Annotated in this window: 20 protein-coding genes and 1 pseudogene; 11 read left to right on the forward strand and 10 right to left on the reverse strand. The window is 72.1% G+C overall.

Translation table 11 applies throughout. The annotated features are described in order from the left end of the window. Positions 1-67: 67 nt before the first annotated feature. Positions 68-709: a flavodoxin family protein gene (locus tag ACFY60_RS24975; RefSeq protein ID WP_388616711.1), complete on the reverse strand. Its 642-nt coding sequence runs from the start codon at positions 707-709 to the stop codon at positions 68-70. A gap of 152 nt (positions 710-861) precedes the next feature. Between ACFY60_RS24975 and ACFY60_RS24980 the strand changes: the two genes are divergently transcribed. Further along, complete coding sequence (locus ACFY60_RS24980) at positions 862-1,782, forward strand: DMT family transporter (protein WP_388616708.1); 921 nt, start codon at positions 862-864, stop codon at positions 1,780-1,782. On the opposite strand, the gene ACFY60_RS24985 is transcribed toward ACFY60_RS24980, so the two are convergent. Together ACFY60_RS24985 and ACFY60_RS24990 are read right to left on the reverse strand one after the other, a co-directional pair. After that, on the reverse strand, positions 1,694-2,569 hold the full coding sequence (locus tag ACFY60_RS24985; RefSeq protein WP_388616706.1) for a LysR family transcriptional regulator: 876 nt from the start codon (positions 2,567-2,569) through the stop codon (positions 1,694-1,696). The genes ACFY60_RS24980 and ACFY60_RS24985 overlap by 89 nt on opposite strands. Continuing rightward, a complete protein-coding gene (locus ACFY60_RS24990; RefSeq protein WP_388616703.1) occupies positions 2,569-2,952 on the reverse strand; it encodes a PLD nuclease N-terminal domain-containing protein in 384 nt (127 codons plus the stop codon). The genes ACFY60_RS24985 and ACFY60_RS24990 overlap by 1 nt, the downstream gene beginning before the upstream one ends. 90 nt (positions 2,953-3,042) lie before the next feature. Here ACFY60_RS24990 and ACFY60_RS24995 point away from each other — a divergent pair, with 90 nt between their 5' ends. From ACFY60_RS24995 to ACFY60_RS25005, 3 genes are read left to right on the forward strand one after another with little or no spacing between them, the layout of a single operon-like run. Beyond that, positions 3,043-4,494, forward strand: a complete 1,452-nt coding sequence (locus ACFY60_RS24995) for a menaquinone biosynthesis decarboxylase (RefSeq protein ID WP_388616701.1) — start codon at positions 3,043-3,045, stop codon at positions 4,492-4,494. Further along, positions 4,491-5,393, forward strand: a complete 903-nt coding sequence (gene mqnP, locus ACFY60_RS25000) for a menaquinone biosynthesis prenyltransferase MqnP (RefSeq protein ID WP_388616698.1) — start codon at positions 4,491-4,493, stop codon at positions 5,391-5,393. The genes ACFY60_RS24995 and mqnP overlap by 4 nt, the downstream gene beginning before the upstream one ends. Positions 5,394-5,423: 30 nt before the next feature. Then, complete coding sequence (locus ACFY60_RS25005; RefSeq protein WP_388616696.1) at positions 5,424-6,098, forward strand: UbiX family flavin prenyltransferase; 675 nt, start codon at positions 5,424-5,426, stop codon at positions 6,096-6,098. Here ACFY60_RS25005 and ACFY60_RS25010 read toward each other — a convergent pair. After that, positions 6,095-6,235, reverse strand: coding sequence for a hypothetical protein (locus ACFY60_RS25010; RefSeq protein ID WP_388616825.1), 141 nt, complete (start codon positions 6,233-6,235; stop codon positions 6,095-6,097). The genes ACFY60_RS25005 and ACFY60_RS25010 overlap by 4 nt on opposite strands. 113 nt (positions 6,236-6,348) lie before the next feature. On the opposite strand from ACFY60_RS25010, the gene ACFY60_RS25015 reads away from it, so the two are divergent. Continuing rightward, entirely contained in the window at positions 6,349-6,804 is a 456-nt protein-coding gene (locus tag ACFY60_RS25015; protein WP_031013392.1) for an Lrp/AsnC family transcriptional regulator, read from the forward strand. A gap of 50 nt (positions 6,805-6,854) precedes the next feature. Continuing rightward, positions 6,855-8,018, forward strand: a complete 1,164-nt coding sequence (mqnE, locus tag ACFY60_RS25020; protein ID WP_388616693.1) for an aminofutalosine synthase MqnE — start codon at positions 6,855-6,857, stop codon at positions 8,016-8,018. 65 nt (positions 8,019-8,083) lie between these two features. Here the strand turns inward: mqnE and ACFY60_RS25025 are convergent, their stop codons facing one another. Continuing rightward, positions 8,084-9,019, reverse strand: a complete 936-nt coding sequence (locus ACFY60_RS25025) for a helix-turn-helix domain-containing protein (RefSeq protein WP_388616690.1) — start codon at positions 9,017-9,019, stop codon at positions 8,084-8,086. A gap of 107 nt (positions 9,020-9,126) precedes the next feature. Continuing rightward, positions 9,127-9,660 carry a GNAT family N-acetyltransferase gene (locus tag ACFY60_RS25030; protein WP_388616687.1) on the reverse strand — a complete coding sequence of 178 codons (534 nt, stop codon included), beginning with the start codon at positions 9,658-9,660 and terminating at the stop codon, positions 9,127-9,129. A gap of 126 nt (positions 9,661-9,786) precedes the next feature. Here ACFY60_RS25030 and ACFY60_RS25035 point away from each other — a divergent pair, with 126 nt between their 5' ends. From ACFY60_RS25035 to ACFY60_RS25050, 4 genes are all read left to right on the forward strand, one after another. Beyond that, complete coding sequence (locus ACFY60_RS25035; protein WP_309053130.1) at positions 9,787-10,053, forward strand: DUF4229 domain-containing protein; 267 nt, start codon at positions 9,787-9,789, stop codon at positions 10,051-10,053. A 390-nt stretch (positions 10,054-10,443) separates the two neighbouring features. Next, complete coding sequence (locus ACFY60_RS25040) at positions 10,444-11,808, forward strand: dicarboxylate/amino acid:cation symporter (RefSeq protein ID WP_388616684.1); 1,365 nt, start codon at positions 10,444-10,446, stop codon at positions 11,806-11,808. A gap of 126 nt (positions 11,809-11,934) precedes the next feature. Beyond that, a complete protein-coding gene (locus tag ACFY60_RS25045; protein ID WP_388616822.1) occupies positions 11,935-12,552 on the forward strand; it encodes a TetR/AcrR family transcriptional regulator in 618 nt (205 codons plus the stop codon). Positions 12,553-12,706: 154 nt separating this feature from the next. Continuing rightward, positions 12,707-14,638 carry an AMP-dependent synthetase/ligase gene (locus tag ACFY60_RS25050; RefSeq protein WP_388616681.1) on the forward strand — a complete coding sequence of 644 codons (1,932 nt, stop codon included), beginning with the start codon at positions 12,707-12,709 and terminating at the stop codon, positions 14,636-14,638. A gap of 22 nt (positions 14,639-14,660) precedes the next feature. On the opposite strand, the gene ACFY60_RS25055 is transcribed toward ACFY60_RS25050, so the two are convergent. The 4 genes from ACFY60_RS25055 to ACFY60_RS25070 form a co-directional block, all read right to left on the reverse strand. Next, positions 14,661-14,909: an SCO4226 family nickel-binding protein gene (locus ACFY60_RS25055; RefSeq protein WP_309053127.1), complete on the reverse strand. Its 249-nt coding sequence runs from the start codon at positions 14,907-14,909 to the stop codon at positions 14,661-14,663. Positions 14,910-14,958: 49 nt separating this feature from the next. Continuing rightward, positions 14,959-15,618 (reverse strand): pyridoxal 5'-phosphate synthase, encoded by a 660-nt coding sequence (locus ACFY60_RS25060; RefSeq protein WP_388616678.1) that lies wholly within the window; start codon positions 15,616-15,618, stop codon positions 14,959-14,961. A gap of 43 nt (positions 15,619-15,661) precedes the next feature. Beyond that, positions 15,662-16,189: a hypothetical protein gene (locus tag ACFY60_RS25065; RefSeq protein WP_388616676.1), complete on the reverse strand. Its 528-nt coding sequence runs from the start codon at positions 16,187-16,189 to the stop codon at positions 15,662-15,664. Positions 16,190-16,392: 203 nt separating this feature from the next. Beyond that, positions 16,393-17,040, reverse strand: a complete 648-nt coding sequence (locus ACFY60_RS25070) for a TetR family transcriptional regulator (RefSeq protein WP_388616673.1) — start codon at positions 17,038-17,040, stop codon at positions 16,393-16,395. Between the two features lie 412 nt (positions 17,041-17,452). On the opposite strand from ACFY60_RS25070, the pseudogene ACFY60_RS25075 reads away from it, so the two are divergent. Beyond that, positions 17,453-18,223: pseudogene (locus ACFY60_RS25075) on the forward strand (VOC family protein); the annotation flags it as partial. Positions 18,224-18,681: the final 458 nt, after the last annotated feature.

Genomic DNA, 18,681 nt, shown 5'->3' on the forward strand with positions numbered 1-18,681 from the left:
GGAAGAGCCCGGCTTTTCGACTCTCTTTTCGGTCACAGGGTCGGGTGGGCCCCGGCGGCCCGCCCGGTCACGTCCCGGCCGGCCGCGCGCCCTCCTCGTAGGGGAAGCGGGCGAGCGGTGCCTCCCGCTCGAAGAAGGTCTTCGCGTGGATCATCGCCTGTTCGTCGGCGCGCACCCGGCCCGGCCGCGAGCCGGTGCCGGTCAGCACACCGCCGAACCGCATCCGCAGGTAGGCGGCCGAGTGGTGCAGGGTGGTCGTCAGCCCGTCCGCGACGACGTGGTCGGAGTCCGCCATGACCGTCACCCCCCACAGCGTGCCGCCCGCCATCCGCTGCTTGAAGTCGGAGCCCGGCAGGTTCAGCCAGCCCGACCAGTAGTCGAGGTAGCGCTTGGTCTGCGCGGAGACGCTGTACCAGTACAGGGGTGAGGCTATGACGATGTCGGTGGCCTCCGTCGTGGCCCGCAGCAGCAGTTCCTCGGTCTCCCCGGCCGGCCGGCCGTCGGTCTCGTGCCGCCCGTCCTGGAAGTCCGGCAGGTCCAGTTCGTTGAGGTCCACCCAGCGCTGCGGCACGTCGGCGGGGAGCTGGGCCGCGGCGGCGCGGGCAAGGATCTCGGTGTTGCCGTCGGAGCGCGAGCTGCCGAGGACGAAGAGGAACGAGCGGTCCGGGGTCTGCGGGCGGTCCGTGCCGCGAGCGGCGTCGAGGGTCATGTCTGCTCCGGTTCTCGAGGGGTTCCAGGGATCCCAACTGCCCCTCCACCGGCGCTATTCCGCAGCCCATCGGCTGCGCGCATGGGCCCCATCGGCAGGACGGCCCACTGGCCCGTGGACCGCCCGGGGCCGTCCTCCGTAGCGTCGCGGTCATGAGAAACGAGACCAGGGGAACCGTCGAACTCACCCTCGCCATGGTGCTCTCCGGCACCCTCGGCGTCTTCGTCGTCGAGTCGGGGGCGTCGCCCTTCGAGGTGGTGTTCTTCCGCTGCCTCTTCGGGGCCGCCGCCCTCGGCCTCTACAGCCTGGCCCGGGGGTTCTTCACCGGGCACGGGTTCACCGGCCGGAAGCTCGGACTCGCCGCGCTCGGCGGTGTGTTCATCGTCTTCAACTGGGTGCTGCTGTTCGAGGCGTACGAGGCGAGCTCGATCTCCCTGGCCACCGTCGTCTACCACACCCAGCCGTTCTTCCTGGTGCTCCTGGGGGCGGCGCTGTTCCGGGAGCGGATCACGGCGGCGAAGCTGGGATGGCTCGCGGTCGCCTTCGTCGGGCTCGTCCTCGTCTCCGGGGTCCGGCCCGGTGACACCGCCTCCCTCGCCGGGCTCGGCCCGGCCCTCGGGGCGGCCGTGCTCTACGCCCTGTCGACCCTCGTGACCAAGCGGATCACGGGCGTGCGGCCCCATCTGATCGCCCTGGTGCAGGTGCTCGTCGGGCTGCCGCTGCTGCTGCCCTTCGTGGACCTGGGAGCCACGGCCGGCCTCGGCGCGGGCTGGGCGTGGCTGGCCGGGCTCGGCCTGATCCACACCGGGCTCATGTACGTGCTGATGTACGCGGCCTACGCCAAGCTGCCCACCTCGAAGATCGCCGTCCTGGCCTTCGCCTACCCGGCGGTCGCGATGCTGGTCGACTGGGCCGTGTACGGCCACCACATCGGGCTCGTGCAGGCCCTGGGCGTGCCGCTGATCGTCCTGGCCGGCCTGCGGGTCACTCTCGCGCGAGCCGCCGCGCCTGCTCCACGAACAGTCGCACGTGGGCCGGAAGCCGCCTCCCCCGCCGCCACGCGAGCTGCGTGAAGAGGGTGAACGGGGCCTTCCAGGCCAGTTCCACCAGTGCCCCGGACGCCAGCTCCCCGGAGACGGCGACCCGGGGCAGCAGCGCCACCCCGAGGCCCGCCGCCACCCCCCGCTTGGTCGCCTCGATCGTGCCGAACTCCATGAACGGCGGCGCCCACTGCCGCAGCTCCGCCTCGAACAGGTCCCGGTACGGGCAGCCGGGCTCCGTGCCCACCAGCTGCGCCCCCGCCAGGTCCGCGTTCGTCAGCTCGCCGCGCCCCACCAGCGGATGCCCGGGGGCCGCCACCAGCACCAGCGGCTCCGGCGCGAGGACCTCCGACTCCAGGCCCTCGTGCCGCGTCTCCGGTTCCATCAGGAAGCCGACGTCGTAGGTGCCCTGCCGCAGCGCCTGCCGGGTCTCGTCCCCGAGCGTCGGCCGCAGGGTGAGCCGCACCGCCGGGTAGCGGTGGTGGAAGTACTCCAGGAGGGGCGGCAGCCGGTACGAGGTCAGCGACTCCATCGTGCCCACCGCGATCGTCCCGGAGGGCTCGGCGGCGCTCGCCACGGCCGTCCGGGCCTCCTCCGCCAGCTCGGCCATGCGGCGCGCGTACGGCAGGAGCCGCTCGCCCGCCTCGGTGAGGCGGATGCGGCTGCCGAGCCGCTCGAACAGCTCGGTGCCGAGCGAGGTCTCCAGGGACCGGATCTGGCCGGTGACACTGGACTGGGCGTAGCCGAGCTCGGCGGCGGCCCGGGTGAAGGACAGGACGGTGGCGACCTTCTCGAAGGTGGCCAGGAGCCGCAGCTCCATCAGGCGCCGGTGTCCTCGCCGCGCTCGCGCCGCTTGAGCTCCTCCTCGCGGCGGCGCAGGTCGGCCTCCCAGTCCTCCAGGAGCGACTCGTCGCGCCGGGCCTCGTCCCGCCGCCGCTCCTCGCGGGACTTCTCCTCCCGCAGCGAGTCCAGGAACTCGGGGTTGTCGTCGGGGGCGACCCAGCCGCCCCGCGCCGGGCGCGGCCTGCGCTCCTTGCCCGTGGCGATCCATCCGACGGAGCCGACGATCGGGAAGAGGAGGATGACGATCACCCAGATCACCTTGGGCAGGTGCTTCGTCTCGTCCTCGGGGGTGTTCAGGCAGTCGATGAACGCGTAGATCAGCAGCGCCAGCGGCAGGATGAACATCAACGCCCTGAGCATGTGGAACAGCCCCCTGGAAGCGGTGGCGGAGGCGCGCTACGGCGGCCCCGGTGACAGGTCCAGGGTAGCCCGTGACCGATACTTGCCCCTATGGCTTACGACGATCTCCGCTCGCTGCTCAGGGCGCTGGAGCGCGAAGGCGACCTCAAGCGCATCAAGGCCGAAGTCGATCCGTACCTGGAGGTCGGGGAGATCGTCGACCGGGTGAACAAGGCGGGGGGTCCCGCGCTTCTCTTCGAGAACGTCAAGGGCTCCTCGATGCCGCTGGCGATGAACGTCTTCGGGACGGACCGTAGGCTGCTCAAGGCGCTCGGCCTGAAGTCGTACCAGGAGATCAGCGAGAAGATCGGCGGACTGCTCAAGCCGGAGCTGCCGCACGGCTTCGTCGGGGTCCGCGAGGCCTTCGGCAAGCTGGGGTCGATGGTCCACGTACCGCCGAAGAAGGTGAAGGACGCCCCCGTGCAGGAGGTGGTCCTCACCGGCGACGACGTCGACCTGGACGCGCTGCCGGCCCTCTTCACCTGGCCCAAGGACGGCGGCTCCTTCTTCAACCTGGGACTCACCCACACCAAGCACCCGGAGACCGGCGTGCGGAACCTGGGGCTCTACCGGCTCCAGCGGCACGACAAGCGGACCATCGGCATGCACTGGCAGATCCACAAGGACAGCCGCAACCACTACGCGGTGGCGGCGGAGCGGGGCGAGCGGCTGCCGGTCGCGATCGCCTTCGGCTGCCCGCCGGCCGTCACGTACGCCTCCACGGCCCCGCTGCCCGGTGACATCGACGAGTACCTCTTCGCCGGCTTCGTGCAGGGCAAGCGGATCGAGATGGTCGACTGCAAGACCGTTCCGCTCCAGGTCCCGGCGAACGCGGAGGTCGTGATCGAGGGGTGGCTGGAGCCGGGCGAGATGCTCCCCGAGGGCCCCTTCGGCGACCACACCGGTTTCTACACGCCGCAGGAGCCCTTCCCGGCCCTGAGGATCGACTGCGTGACCATGCGGAAGCGCCCGCTGCTCCAGTCGATCGTGGTGGGCCGGCCGCCGACGGAGGACGGGCCGCTGGGCCGGGCCACCGAGCGGTTCTTCCTGCCCCTGCTCAAGATCATCGTCCCGGACATCGTGGACTACCACCTGCCGGAGTCGGGCGGCTTCCACAACTGCGCGATCGTCTCGATCGACAAGAAGTACCCGAAGCACGCGCAGAAGGTCATGCACGCCATCTGGGGCGCGCACATGATGTCGCTGACCAAGCTGATCGTCGTGGTCGACAAGGACTGCGACGTGCACGACCTGCACGAGGTGGCCTGGCGGGCCCTCGGCAACACCGACTACGCCCGTGACCTGACCGTGGTCGAGGGACCGGTCGACCACCTGGACCACGCCTCCTACCAGCAGTTCTGGGGCGGCAAGGCGGGCATCGACGCGACGAAGAAGCTGCCCGAGGAGGGCTACACCCGGGACGGCGGCTGGCCGGACATGGTGGAGTCCGACCCGGCGACCGCGGCCCTGGTGGACCGCCGCTGGAAGGAGTACGGGCTGTGAGCACGGCCGCCGTACCGGAGGCGCGGCCGGGGCGCACGCGCGCCTTCCTGCGGCTCGTGATGATCGAGCACTCGGTGTTCGCGCTGCCCTTCGCCTACATCGCCGCGCTCACCGCAATGTTTCAGCTGGACCGGAACGTCCACTGGGTCCGTCTGCTGCTCGTCACCGTGTGCATGGTGGGGCTGCGGACCTTCGCGATGGCGGTCAACCGGATCATCGACCGGGAGATCGACGCCCGCAATCCGCGCACGGCGGGCCGGGAGCTGGTCACCGGCGCCGTCTCGGTGCGCTCGGCGTGGACGGGCGCCCTGATCGCCCTGGTCGTCTTCCTGGGCACCGCGGCCCTGCTCAACCCGCTCTGCCTGGCGCTCGCCCCGGTCGCGGTGGTCCCGATGGTGGTCTACCCGTACGGGAAGCGGTTCACGAACTTCCCGCAGGTCATCCTGGGCCTCGCCCAGGCGATGGGGCCGATCGGCGGCTGGCTCGCGATCACCGGCACGTGGTCCTGGGACGCGGTGATCCTCGGGCTCGCGGTCGGCGTGTGGATCGGCGGCTTCGACCTGATCTACGCCTGCCAGGACGTGGAGAGCGACCGGGAGACGGGCGTCGGCTCGGTCCCGGCCCGCTTCGGCGTGCCGGCGGCGATCCGGGCGGCGCGTGCCTCGGCGCTCGTCACCACCGGACTGCTCGTCTGGTACGCGCTGGCGACGGAGGCCGGCGGGTTCTTCTGGGCCGGCCTCGTGATCGTCGCGGCGGCCTTCTGCTACGAGCACACGATCGTGAAGCCGCACGACCTGTCGCGTCTGAACCGGGCGTTCTTCACGGTGAACGGCTTCATCGGCATCGCCCTCTTCGTCTGCGCGCTGCTGGACCTGCTGGTGCGCGGGCTGACCCCGTAGTGCCGGCCGGCGGCGGATAGGCTCGACGGCATGAACGACGGCAAGCGCATTCCGTGGATCGTGGGGGTTTCCGGGGCGTCGGGGACGCCGTACGCCGCCGCGGTGCTGCGGGGGCTGCTGGCCGCGGGGGAGAGCGTCGACCTGGTGGTGTCGCGGGCCTCGCGGCTCACCCTGCTCGACGAGACGGGGCTGCCCTTCCGGGACGCGCACTGGCGCGAGGACCTGGCGGCCTGGCTGGCGCGGGGCGCCGACGGGAAGCCGGACACCTTCGACGTCTCCGGCGCGCTGGAGGGCGTGCGGTACTGGGCGGCGGGCGACCTGGCGGCGGGGCCGTCCTCGGGGTCGTACCCGGCCAGGGGGATGCTGATCGTGCCGGCCTCGACGGCGGCGGTGGCGGGCGTGGCGCTCGGGCTCTCGAAGGACCTGCTGCAGCGGGTGGCGAGCGTGACGCTGAAGGAGCGGCGGCCGCTGGTGGTCGCGGTGCGGGAGACCCCGCTGAACGGACAGACGCTGCGGCACATGGTGGCGCTGGACGAGGCGGGCGCCGTGGTGCTGCCCGCCTCTCCGGCGTTCTACGCGGGGGCGACGCACATCCAGGATCTGGTGGACTTCGTCGCCGGGCGGGTGCTGGACGCGGCAGGGGTGCCGCACCGGCTGTACCGCCGCTGGGAGGGAGAGCTCGGACAAGCCCTCCGGTCGGATTAGCGCTTCTCGCCTGCGCGCTTCTTCGCGGCGCGCTTCGAGGCGGCGGACGGCTGGTGGGCACGCGAGCGGTTGGCCATCTCCTGCAGCTCGCGCATGCGGGCGTAGGCCATCTCGATCGTGTACACGGTGGACACCACTCCTGAAAGATCATCTGAGATCGACTAAAAGATTCACAGGGCACCAACCCCTGTGTACCTTAGATTCTATACCCAAACTCGCGGTATCGCTGGACAATGGAAGGTTCCTCCCTATGGACGCCGTGGACAGGCAGCTCATCCAGGCCCTGCGCGAGAACGGCCGCGCCTCGTACGCCGAGCTCGGCCGGCTCGTCGGGCTCTCCGGCCCCTCCGTCACCGACCGCATCAACCGCCTGGAGGCGGCCGGCGTCATCACCGGCTACCGCGCCACCGTCGACGCCGCCTCGCTCGGCCTCGGCGTCACCGCCCTCATCGGCATCTCGCTCTCCGACGCCGCCGACCACGAGGACGTGGCCCGTCGCCTGAAGGACCTCGCCGAGATCGAGGACTGCTGGTTCATCGCCGGCGACGACTCCTTCATGCTCAAGGTCCGCGCCAACGACGTCGACGGCCTGGAGAAGACGATCCGCCGCCTCTCCGGCACCAAGGGCGTCTCCCGCACCCGCACCACCATCGTGCTCTCCACGAAGTGGGAGAACCGGGTCGGGGACCTGCCCGAGGAAGGCTGAGAGTACGGTGGGTGGAGCCTGATTCACGGAGATATGGGAGGCGGCCGGAGATGGACGCTGGGCTCAAGCGGGAGCTGGAGCAGAAGGTGCTCGCCGGTGAGCGGCTGAGCCGCGAGGACGGCATCGCGCTCTACGACTCCGACGACCTCGCCTGGCTCGGCGGTCTGGCCCACGAGGTCCGGACGCGCAAGAACGGCGACGTGGTGCACTTCAACGTCAACCGTCACCTCAACATGACGAACGTGTGCACCGCCTCCTGCGCCTACTGCTCCTTCCAGCGCAAGCCGGGCGAGAAGGACGCGTACACCATGCGCATCGAGGAGGCCGTCCGCCTCGCGAAGGCGATGGAGAGCGAGAACCTCACCGAGCTGCACATCGTCAACGGGCTCCACCCGAACCTGCCCTGGCGGTACTACCCGCGCTCGCTCTCCGAGCTGAAGAAGGCGCTGCCGAACGTCTCCCTCAAGGCCTTCACCGCCACCGAGATCCACCACTTCGAGACGATCTCCGGGCTCTCCGCCTCCGAGATCCTCGACGAGCTGATCGAGGCCGGTCTGGAGTCGCTGACCGGCGGCGGCGCCGAGATCTTCGACTGGGAGGTCCGCCAGCACATCGTGGACCACCGCACGCACTGGGAGGACTGGTCCCGGATCCACCGGCTCGCCCACGAGAAGGGGCTCAAGACCCCGGCGACGATGCTCTACGGGCACATCGAGGAGCCGCGCCACCGTGTCGACCACGTGCTGCGCCTGCGGGAGCTCCAGGACGAGACCGGCGGCTTCCAGGTCTTCATCCCGCTGCGCTACCAGCACGACTTCGTGGACATGAAGGACGGCAAGGTCCGCAACCGTCTCCAGGCGCGCACCACGATGGCGACCGGGGCCGAGGCGCTGAAGACCTTCGCGGTCTCCCGCCTCCTCTTCGACAACGTGCCGCACGTCAAGGTCTTCTGGGTGATGCACGGCGTGCAGACCGCGCAGCTCGCGCTCCAGCACGGCGCCGACGACATGGACGGCTCGGTCGTCGAGTACAAGATCACGCACGACGCCGACAACTACGGCACGCCCAACAAGCTGACCCGCGAGGACCTGCTGGAGCTCATCCGTGACGCGGGCTTCCGGCCGGTCGAGCGGAACACCCGCTACGAGATCATCCGCGAGTACTCGGGCCCGGACCCGGACCGCCGCGAGTCGCCGCAGCCGATGCGGGTCTGACACCGGCCGCCGGAAGGCCCGGTCCGCGCGCGGAAGGGCGGAGGGGATTCCCCTCCGCCCTTCTCTCATGCCCCGGGCCTGCCCGGGGCGATGTGCTCCACCGGGATCCACAGCTCCGCCGAGGCCGTCGCCCCGTCCGCCGAGGGCCGCACCGAGAGGATCTCCGGGCCGGGCCGGCCGGCGTACGGGTTGGACGGGAACCACTGGGTGAACACGTCCCGCCACAGGTACTGGAGGGTGTGCGGCAGGGGGCCCTCGGCCTCGAAGACGGCCCAGGTCCCGGGCGCCACGTCGAGGCTCTCGTACGGGTCGGGGGCGCCGGGCCCGTCGTACGACGGGCCGGCGCCGGGCGTGCCCTCCGGTTCCGGGGCCGCGGGCCCGGTGATCACGCCGTACCAGTGGTCGACCTCGGTCCCCTCCTCGCGGCTGCCGGTGAGGTGGACGACGGCGGAGACGAGCCCGGCCGGTTCCCCGGCGGACAGGCGGGCGAGCCGGTCCAGGGCCGGGCGGCCGAGGCCCCGGATCTGAGCGGTGATCGCCGGGTTCTCGCCCTCGTGGACGATCGGGACCCGGGCCCTGCTGCCGGTGATCCGGAAGGCGTCCCGGGTGACGGTGCGGTACTTCATGCTGCTCTGCCCTTCGACGACGAGGCGGAAGGACATCCGGGGCTGGGCGCGCAGCGCGGCCCCCGTACGGCGGGCCTCCCCGGGGCCGGTGCCGTGCACCGCGCGGAACGCGCGGGCGAAGGCCTCCCCGGAGCCGTAGCCGTACCGGACCGCGATCTCCAGGAGCGTCCGCTCCCCGGCGAGCACCTCGGCGCCGGCGAGGGTGAGCCGCCGGCGCCGGACGTACTCCGACAGGGGCATCCCCGCCAGCGCCGAGAACAGGCGCCGGAAGTGGTACTCCGAGGTGGCCGCGATCCGGGCGAGGTCCGCGGGGGCGAGGTCGCCGTCGAGGTGCTCCTCGATGTGGTCGAGGGCCGCGTTGAAACGCTCCAGCACGTGACCGTCCGTCCTTCCTTCCGATGTGTCCACCGTAGGAAGGGCGGACGGGGCCGGACCCGACGATCCGTGCCCGGTCCTGTCGGGCCGGGCACGGCCCCCGGCGCTCAGCGCAGTTGCAGCAGCATGACGATGTCGTCGCGGTCGTCGCCGGGTGCCACCCGGATGGCGTCGGGGACGCGCCCGACCTCCTTGTACCCGGCCTTGGCGTAGAAGTGTTCCAGTCCCAGCCCGCCGCGGCAGCCCAGCCGGACCGCCTCGATCCCCTCGAAGCCCGGGGCGGTCCGCACCGTCCGCTCGACGGCCGCCATCAGGTCGAGGCCGTACCCCTTGCCCTGGTGCCGCGGGTGGACCATCAGCGTGTAGACCCAGATCCAGTGGGTCATCAGTGGGTGGGTGTTGAAGGTGAGGAAGGCGGTCGCGGCGACCCGGCCGTCCTCGTCACGGCCGACGAGCAGGCGCGTACCGCCGTCGGCCATCGCCGCGAGGTGCTTGAGCAGGGACGGGCGGATCGCCTCCGGCGTCACCGGGGGGACGAAGCCGACCGCGCCGCCCGCGTTGGTGACGTCCGTCCAGAGAGCGAGGATGCCGTCGCGCAGGGCCGGGTCGACGGACGGGTCCACCTCAAACGTAAGGGTCATAAAGGCATCCTATGTATTACCTGTCGGGGGGCTCAAGGCCCCGGTCCCGGCCGGGGGGCCGCCCCGTGCTTCACTGGAGGACAGTCGTCCCGTAAGGGAAATCCCGGAACGAAAGAGTGAGCTGGCATGCTCCGCTACACGCTGATGCGCCTCGGCATCTTCGCCGGATGCTTCCTCGCCCTGTGGGGTCTCGTCTACGTGGGCGCGCTGCCTCGCGGCCTGGGCGACTCCAACCTGCTCTGGGTGCTCGTCCTCGCGATCGTGGTCTCCGCCCCGCTGAGTTTCGTACTGCTGCGCGGCCAGCGGGAGGCGATGAGCGCCGAGATCGTGGAGAAGGTCGACCGGGCCAAGGGCCGCCTCGACGCCAACCGCTCCAGCGAGGACGCCCTCTAGGGGGCATGCCTCTTCGTCCGTGACGGGCGTATGAAGGAACTCGTAAGCTTCCTCACAGATCATCCGCCCCAGGTGGCGCCCTTCCGGGCTCCCGCCTGGGGCTTTCTTCGTTTCTGAGGTGGCGAGGGGCGTTCGGTGCCTCAAAGCAGGGCTTTGAGGTTCTCAAAGTTCAAGTGTTAACGTGTGGGGCATGACGACAGCAGTGCGCCCCTCCCACGCCGTGAGCGTTCCGCTCGTGGCGCGCCTGCACGTCGATCTGTGCCGCTGTATGTCCGCGGTCTGTTGCCGCGCGCTCTGACCCGGCATCATGCAGCGGCCCGCGTGAGAACGCGTGAGTGTGCCGCACCCCCCGTCCCGTATTTCCCCGATACGCACCTGTGGAGTGTGTCTGTGTCCGCGTCCGCCTCCGCGCCCGCGACCGAGCACGAGGTCAAGCCCTCGTCCCGGATACCCAAGGTCCCCTTCTGGGCCCAGATCGTCGCCGGTCTCGTCCTCGGCGTCCTGCTCGGCTGGATCGCCCGCAGCCAGGACGTCTCCTGGCTCAAGGAGACCCTCGGCCAGGTCGGCGACATCTTCGTCCAGCTCCTGAAGCTGGCCGTCGCGCCGCTCGTCTTCTTCGCGATCCTGGTCTCGATCACCAACCTGCGGAAGGTGAACAACGCCGCCCGGCTCGCCACCCGCACCCTGCTCTGGTTCATGATCACCTCCCTGATCGCGGTCGCCATCGGCCTCGCGATCGGCCTGATCACCAACCCCGGAGCCGGCACCGGACTGACCCCGCAGGACGGCAAGCTGCCCAAGCGCGAGGGCTCCTGGATCGACTTCCTCACCGGCATCGTGCCGACCGACGTCATCACGCCCTTCACCGAGCTGAACGTCCTCCAGATCGTCTTCATGGCCGCCGTCGCCGGCATCGCCGCCCTCAAGCTGGGCGAGAAGGCCAAGCCGATCCTCACCCTCTCCGAGTCGGTCCTGGAACTGCTGCAGAAGGCCCTGTGGTGGGTCATCCGGCTCGCCCCGATCGGCACCGTCGGCCTCATCGGCTTCGCCATCGCCGACTACGGCTGGGACCTCATCGGCAAGTACGCGACCTTCACCGCCGACATCTACATCGGCTGCGCCCTGGTCCTCTTCGGCGTCTACCCGCTGCTGCTCGCCACGGTCGCCAAGGTCAACCCGCTCCAGTTCTTCAAGGGCGCCTGGCCCGCCATCCAGCTGGCCTTCGTCTCCCGCTCCTCGGTCGGCACCATGCCGGTCACCCAGAAGGTCACCGAGCGCCTCGGCGTCCCGAAGGAGTACGCCTCCTTCGCCGTCCCGTTCGGCGCCACCACCAAGATGGACGGCTGCGCCGCGATCTACCCGGCGCTGGCCGCGATCTTCATCGCGCAGATCTTCGGCGTCCAGCTCGGCATCGGCGACTACCTGCTCATCGCCTTCGTCTCCGTCATCGGTTCGGCGGCCACCGCCGGTCTGACCGGCGCGACGGTCATGCTGACGCTGACCCTCTCCACCCTGGGCCTCCCGCTGGAGGGCGTCGGCCTGCTCATGGCGATCGACCCGATCCTCGACATGGTCCGCACCGCCACCAACGTCGCCGGCCAGGCGCTGGTCCCGGTGATCGTCGCCGCCCGCGAGAAGATCCTCGACGTCACCGCGTACGAGAACGCCTCCTCGTCCCCGATCGACGACCTGGCCGACGGCCCGGCCGGCGTCCGCGAGGCCGAGCGGAAGGTGTCGGTGCCGGTCACGGCCTGATCCGTCCCGCTCCACCGCACCCCCTCACGTGCCCCCTGCCCGCTCCGGGCAGGGGGCACGTAGGCTTCTGCGGGGCGGCGGACGATCATGGAAACGGGGCGGGAGAGCGTGGCGGGGACGAAGAGGCTGCCGCGGGCCGTGCGGGAACGGCAGATGCTGGACGCGGCCGTGACGTGCTTCGCGCGGCACGGGTACCAGACGGCGTCCATGGACGAGATCGCCGAGCTGGCCGGGGTGTCCAAGCCGCTCGTCTACCTCTACCTCCACTCCAAGGAGGACCTCTTCACCGCCTGCATCCGGCGCGAGGCCGAGGCACTGCTCGCGGCGGTGGCCGGGGCCGTCGCCGACCCGGGCGTACCCCCGGACGAGCGCCTGTGGGCGGGGCTGCTGGCCTTCTTCACCCACGCGGCGGACCATCCGGACGCCTGGGTGGTGCTCAGCCGGCAGGCCCGCACGCAGGGGGAGCCGTTCGCCACCGAGGCGGCCCGGATGCGGGACGGGATCGCGGCGTTCGTGGCGGGGCTGATCGGGGAGGCGGCGCGCGAGGCGCGCGACGGCGCCGACATCACCGAGCGGGACGTGGCCGCGCTCGCACAGGCCCTGGTCGGCTCGGCCGAGTCACTCGCCGGCTGGGCCAACGAGACGCCGGGCGTGACGGCCCGGGAGGCGGCGGCGACGCTCATGAACTTCGCGTGGGCGGGGCTGGGGAACCTCATGAAAGGCGAACGCTGGTCTCGCCGTTGAGGCTTACCGCGCAGTAAGGTTACCGGCTAGTTCGAGCGGGGGCCGCTTCCCGTTCAGGAACGACCGCCCCCGGAGCGACCGCTCCGCACGGGGCGCCGGGCACCTCCCGGAACGCCGGGCGACCCGCACGTCCCCGCGGCACCCGTACCGACGCATGACCGCAGTGCACCACCTCAGTTCCCCGAAGACCGAGGAGCCGCACGTGTCCGTCGCCCCCGCCGCATCCGCGAGTGAACCGGTCGAGCCCCGCAGGACCCTGGTCGACGGCCGGGTCCGGGAGGTCTCTGTCCCCGCCCTCGTGCCCCCCGTCCGCCGCGGCTCCCTCGCCGACCTCCCGTACGACAACGCCCGCCGGGACCCCGGGACCGTCGCCTTCTCGCGCAAGGACCCCGAGGGCCGGTGGTACGACGTCACCGCCGCCCGCTTCGCCGCCGACGTCCACGCCGTCGCCAAGGGCCTCGTCGCGCACGGCCTGCGCCCCGGCGACCGGCTCGCCCTGATGGCCCGCACCACCTACGAGTGGACCCTCCTCGACTTCGCCGCCTGGGCCGCCGGACTGGTCACCGTCCCCGTGTACCCGACCTCCTCCGCCTTCCAGACCCGCTGGATCCTCCAGGACTCCGGGGCCGTCGGCTGTGTCGTCGAGGACGCGACGCAGGCCCGCACGGTCACCGCCGAACGACAGCGGCTGCCCGGCCTCGCCCACCTGTGGGTCCTCGGCGCGGGCGCCGTCGACCAGCTGCGGCGGGCCGGCGCGCGGGTCGCCGACGAGACCGTCACCGCCCGGCGCGGCCTCCTCACCCCCGAGACCCTCGCCACCCTCGTCTACACCTCCGGCACCACAGGCCGCCCCAAGGGCTGCGCCCTCACCCACGCCAACTTCTTCGCCGAGGTCGACAACGCCGTCCGGCTCCTCCACCCCGTCTTCGTCCCGGGCGGCGAGGAACCCGCCGCCACCCTCCTCTTCCTGCCGCTGTCCCACGTCTTCGGCCGGATGGTGGCCGTGGCCTGCGTCCGCGCCCGGGTCCGCGTCGGCCACGCGCCCTCCGTGGAGGGCGGTGGACTCCTCGACGACCTCGCCGCCTTCCGCCCCACCTTCCTCCTCGCCATCCCCTACGTCCTGGAGAAGGTCTTCCACACCGCCCGCGCCACCGCCGAACGCGACGGCCGGGCCGCCCTCTTCGACCGGGCCGCCCGCGTCGCCCGCCGCTACGGGCGCGCCACGACGCCCCCGCTCACCCTGCGCGCGGCGCGGGCGCTGTACGACCCGCTGGTCTACCGCCGCATCAGGGCCGCGCTCGGCGGCCGGGTCCGGTACGTGATCAGCGGCGGCGCCCCGCTGGGCGACCGGCTCGCCGAGTTCTTCGCCGGCGCGGGCATCGAGGTCTTCGAGGGGTACGGCCTCACGGAGACCACGGCCGCCGCCACCGTCACCCCGCCCGACCGGCCCCGCACCGGCACCGTCGGCCTGCCCCTGCCGGGCACTGCCGTGCGGATCGCCGACGACGGCGAGGTGTGGCTCAGGGGGCCCCACGTCTTCGCCGGGTACTGGGACGCCCTGCGGGGGACGGCCGTACCGCACACCGACGACGGCTGGTTCCCCACCGGCGACCTGGGCTCCCTCGACGAGGACGGCTACCTGACGATCACCGGACGCAAGAAGGACCTCCTCGTCACCTCGGCGGGCAAGAACGTGGCACCGGCCCCGCTGGAGGACTGGCTGCGCGCCCACCCGCTGGTCTCCCAGTGCGTGGTGCTGGGCGACCGGCGCCCGTACCTCACCGCCCTCGTCACCCTCGATCACGAGGCCCTGGCGCACTGGCGCCGCATGCGGGGCAAGGACCATCTGGCGCTGTGGGAGCTGACCCGGGACGAGGAGCTGCTCGGAGTGGTGCAGCGGGCCGTGGACGACGCCAACCGGCTGGTCGCGCGGGCCGAGTCGATCCGCGCCTTCCGGGTCCTCACGACCGAGTTCTCCGAGGCCTCCGGCCACCTGACGCCGTCCCTGAAGCTGAAACGGCGGGCAGTGCTGCGGGACTTCGCGCGGGAGATCGAGGAGATGTACGGGGACCGGGGCACCCCCTGAGGACGCCCCGGGGGCGGCTTTCTCAGACCGTCAGGGACACCTCGTGGATCTCGTCGGCCGCGTGACCGGTCCGCTGGTGGACCCGCTGCACGGCCTCGGCGGACGGGCCGGTCGACAGGCAGTAGACCGTGCCCGAGGACGGGTCCGCCCAGGCCCGCTCGAAGTGGACCCCTTCGTCCTTCTCGATGGCCAGATCGGCCTGGTGCGCCTCGTGCAGCTGGTCCGCCGTGATGCCCACCATGCCGTGGTGCACGTCCATGTAGGTAGCCATGGTTCTCCCACCTCCACCTCCCATGGTGCGCCCCCCGGGCCCCGCCCGCTCAGGGCCAGAGCAGCTCCCGGGCCCAGCCGCCGCCGTCCCGCTCGCGGCGGTAGCGCAGGCGGACGTGCCGGCGCCGCTCGTCCCCCTGGAAGAACTCGACCTCGGCCGGCTCGACCACGTACAGGGTCCAGCTGGGCGCGTGGGCGGTGGGCTCCTCCTCCGCCCGCCGCCAGGCCGCCTCACTCGCCTCCACCAGCGCCGCGGGCGAGTCCAGGACCTCGCTCTGCCGCCCCACCAGCGCGGACGCGAGCGCCCCGGTGGTCCGGGCGTGCAGATCCGCGTACGCCTCCCCGGCCGTCCCGGTCGTGACCCGTCCCCGCACCCGCACCTGCCGCCCCTGGACCGGCCAGTAGAAACAGAGCGCCGCCTCGGGCCGCGCGGCGAGCTGACGCCCCTTGGCGCTGCCGGCGTGCGAGGCGAAGTGCCAGCCCCGCTCGTCCACGTCGTGCAGCATCACGATCCGCGCGTCCGGCCGCCCGTCCTTCCCGGCCGTGGCGAGCGACATCGTGTGCGCCTCGCTCTGCCCGGCGTCCACGGCCGCCGTGAACCACTCACGGAACAGCCCGACCGGATCCTCCGGCGCCCCCTCCGGATCGAAGACGGGCAGCACGGTGTCCCAGACGCGCAGCGAGCGCAGGGCGTGGTGGAAGTCGCTCATGGGGCCACGGTAGGGGACGGGACCCCGGGCGATGCGGTCGCCGCTACAACTGGTCACCCGTGTCGGCCGGCGCCGGAGGATGCGTCCCGCCACCGTCCTTGACGTCCCGGTCGCAGGTCGGTGGGTCGTAGGAGCGGTCATTGGGGATCAGCAGCACCGCGGCCACCTGCCCCGGGTGCTCGACGGTGAGCCAGTCGTCGCCCGTGAGGACGCCGTCCGGCCGGTGCCGGGCCGCGGAGGCGTGGACCGTCCGGCACCCGAGCGCCACGCGCTTCGCGTCCACCGCGCAGGCGTCCACGGCGGAGCCGGAATACTCGTCGGCGCCGTCGAAGCGGTAGGTGAAGTGCACCTGCTCGCCTTGGGAGGGAACCTGGGGATGGGGCCGCACGCGCCAGTCGACGACCGCGGCGGTGACGCCGGAACGCTGCCCGTACGTGTTCTCGACCCGCACGCTCACTCCGGCCTCGCCGCGCCGCGCCGTCGTGTCGGTGCAGACCCAGGAGGAGCAGCCGGACAGGGCGAGGAGCACCGGAGCCAGCGCGGCACCGGCCCGTATCCGTGCGGGGAACACCAGGGGGACCTCCGGTCGTGTGGGGCGGAGCAGTGTATCCCCGGGGTCGGCCCGGGCCCGGGCCGGCGGCCGGAGGGCGAGGTCCGGAAACGGCGACGCCGGCGGCGGGCGCGGCGCTCGCGGGGGAGCGGGGCGGGCCGCCGCCGGCGTCGGCGACAGGACGGGGGGACGGGAAGGCGGGGGTCAGGGGGAGGCGGGTGCGGCTATCGGGCGGGCTTCTTTCCGGTGATCCCGAGGTGGACCAACAGGGCCAGAGTGGGCTTGAGTTCGGCCTGCTTGACGCCCCAGGTCTGGAAGCCCTTCTGGTGGCCGGCGGCCGCGGCCAGCATCGCCACCAGGGAGCCGGCCATGGCGGCGGGGCTGACCTCCTTGTCGACCTTGCCCTTGCTCTGGAGCTCCTTCACCGTGTCCGTCAGGGAGTTGGTGACGGAGTTCAGGACCTTCATGCGGATCTTGTAGAACCGCTTGTCGCCCTCGGCGGCCCCGAGGTCCACGACGCGCAGGATGGCGTCGTGCCTGCGCCAGAAGTCCAGGAATCCGTCGACGAGTTCCTCGGCGGTCTGCCGGCCGGCCTTGCCGACCCAGGAGCGGCCGGAGACCAGCTCGGTCAACCCGGCGCCCTCCTTGGCCATTTCCTCCGCGATCTCGAGGACCGCGCCCTCGACGTCGGGGAAGTACTGATAGAACGTCGCGGGCGAAGTGCCCGCCTTCCGGGCCACATCGATGACCTTGACGTCCCGGTAGGGAGAGGAGCTGAGCATCTCACCGAGGCAGTCGAGCAGCTTCTGCCGCGTCGCCTGACCGCGTCGTCCGGCCACGCGGCCGTCGACGGTGCGTACTTGTCCTGTCATGCCGTCAGCTTACCGACGGGGCATCGGCGCGCTATTCGGCCGACTGCAAATGGGGTGCACCCCCCGCCGGACGGTGTTCGGGGAGGTCGGGACGGGTGCGCGGAAGGGGCGCGGGCGGCGTCGCCGGCCCTTCGGGAAGGCCTCCGGGACGATGCGCGCAAGGTTCGGCGGCGGCGCGGGGCGGACGCCGGGACGGTCCGGAGGCGGCTCGCCGGGTGGGCCGGGGGAGGGCTCGCCGGCCGGGGGCGGGACGGGCCCCGGGCCGCTCCCCGTACCCGAATAGGCTTATGAACAGCCTGTGGACAACTTCGGTGGACAACCCGGGCGCCCCAAGGGTTCCAGGGCCGCGAATCGGCTCTTTGTTCGCATGCCGGGGCATGCGGGAGCGCCTCCGCCGCCCTAGCGTGGTGCCATGGCCGTATTCCCTGAGGGCACCCCGTGCTGGGTGGACGCGCAGCTTCCCGACCTCGAGGCGGGCAAACGGTTCTACCGAGAGCTGTTCGGCTGGACCTTCGACCCCGACCGGGACGAGGCCCTGCTCGACGGACGCCGGGTCGCCGGGCTGCTCCCCAAGCGGGACGGCCGGATGCCCACGACCTGGACGCTCTACCTCGCCACCCGGGACGCGGGCGCCCTCTCCGCCCGTATCAAGTCCGCGGGCGGCCAGATGGTCATGGAGCCGTATCCCGTGGGGCCGTTCGGCGTTCTCGCCCTCGCCGCCGACCCCGGCGGCGCGGTCTTCGGCATCCGCCAGTCCGGTGACGACGACGGCTTCGAGCGGACCAACGAGCCGGGCACCTTCTGCTGGATGGAGGTCTACACCCGGCGCCCCGAGGCCGTGGACACCTTCTACGCCACCGTCTTCGGCTACCTGGGCCGCCAGGCCGACCCCGCCGAGGAGGGCAAGGAACCCGGCTTCGACTACCGCGTCTGGTCGCCGCCCGGTTCCCGCCCCGGCGACGACACCGCCTTCGGCGGGCGGGCGGTCATCACCGACGCCTTCCCCGCCGAGATGCCGGGCCACGTCCTCGTGTACTTCGCCGTCCGCGACTGCGACGAGGCCTGCGAGACCACCGTCCGTCTCGGCGGCCGGGTCGCCGAACCGGCCTTCGACACCCCCCACGGCCGGATCGCCGTGCTCCACGACAACCAGGGCGCGCGTTTCGCGGTCATCGCGGAACCCGCCGGGTCCCCGTCGCCGGGCCCGGAGCCTGCGGCACGCGACCGGAGCCCCGCGGACGACCTCACGGACCGGGCCCCGGCGGACCGGGACCGCACCGACCCGGGATTGGCCGACGAGGACCTCACGCATCGGGCCCCGGCCGACGAGGACCTCGCGGACCGGGGCGCCCCCGGCGCGCGGGACCCCGAGGACCCGGGCCCCGGCCCCGTACCGGTCCCGGACGACGACCGCCCCGGGCCCGTACCGGTCCCGGACGACGACCGTGACCCCGATCGTGAACCCGACGCCCCCGACCCGGACCGGGACCCCGGCGCGGGCCCGGGATCCGGGGCCGCCGGCCCCTCCGGGGAGAGCCCCTGGCCCCGGGACGAGGGCTTCACACGGCGGCCTCCCGCCGGGTGAGCCACCTCCCCGGACCATCCGGTACGAGGTGAGCCGTCCGCTCCGCATGACCTGTG

Source organism: Streptomyces sp. NPDC012827, from assembly GCF_042900905.1.
Taxonomy (GTDB): Bacteria; Actinomycetota; Actinomycetes; order Streptomycetales; family Streptomycetaceae; genus Streptomyces; species Streptomyces gulbargensis.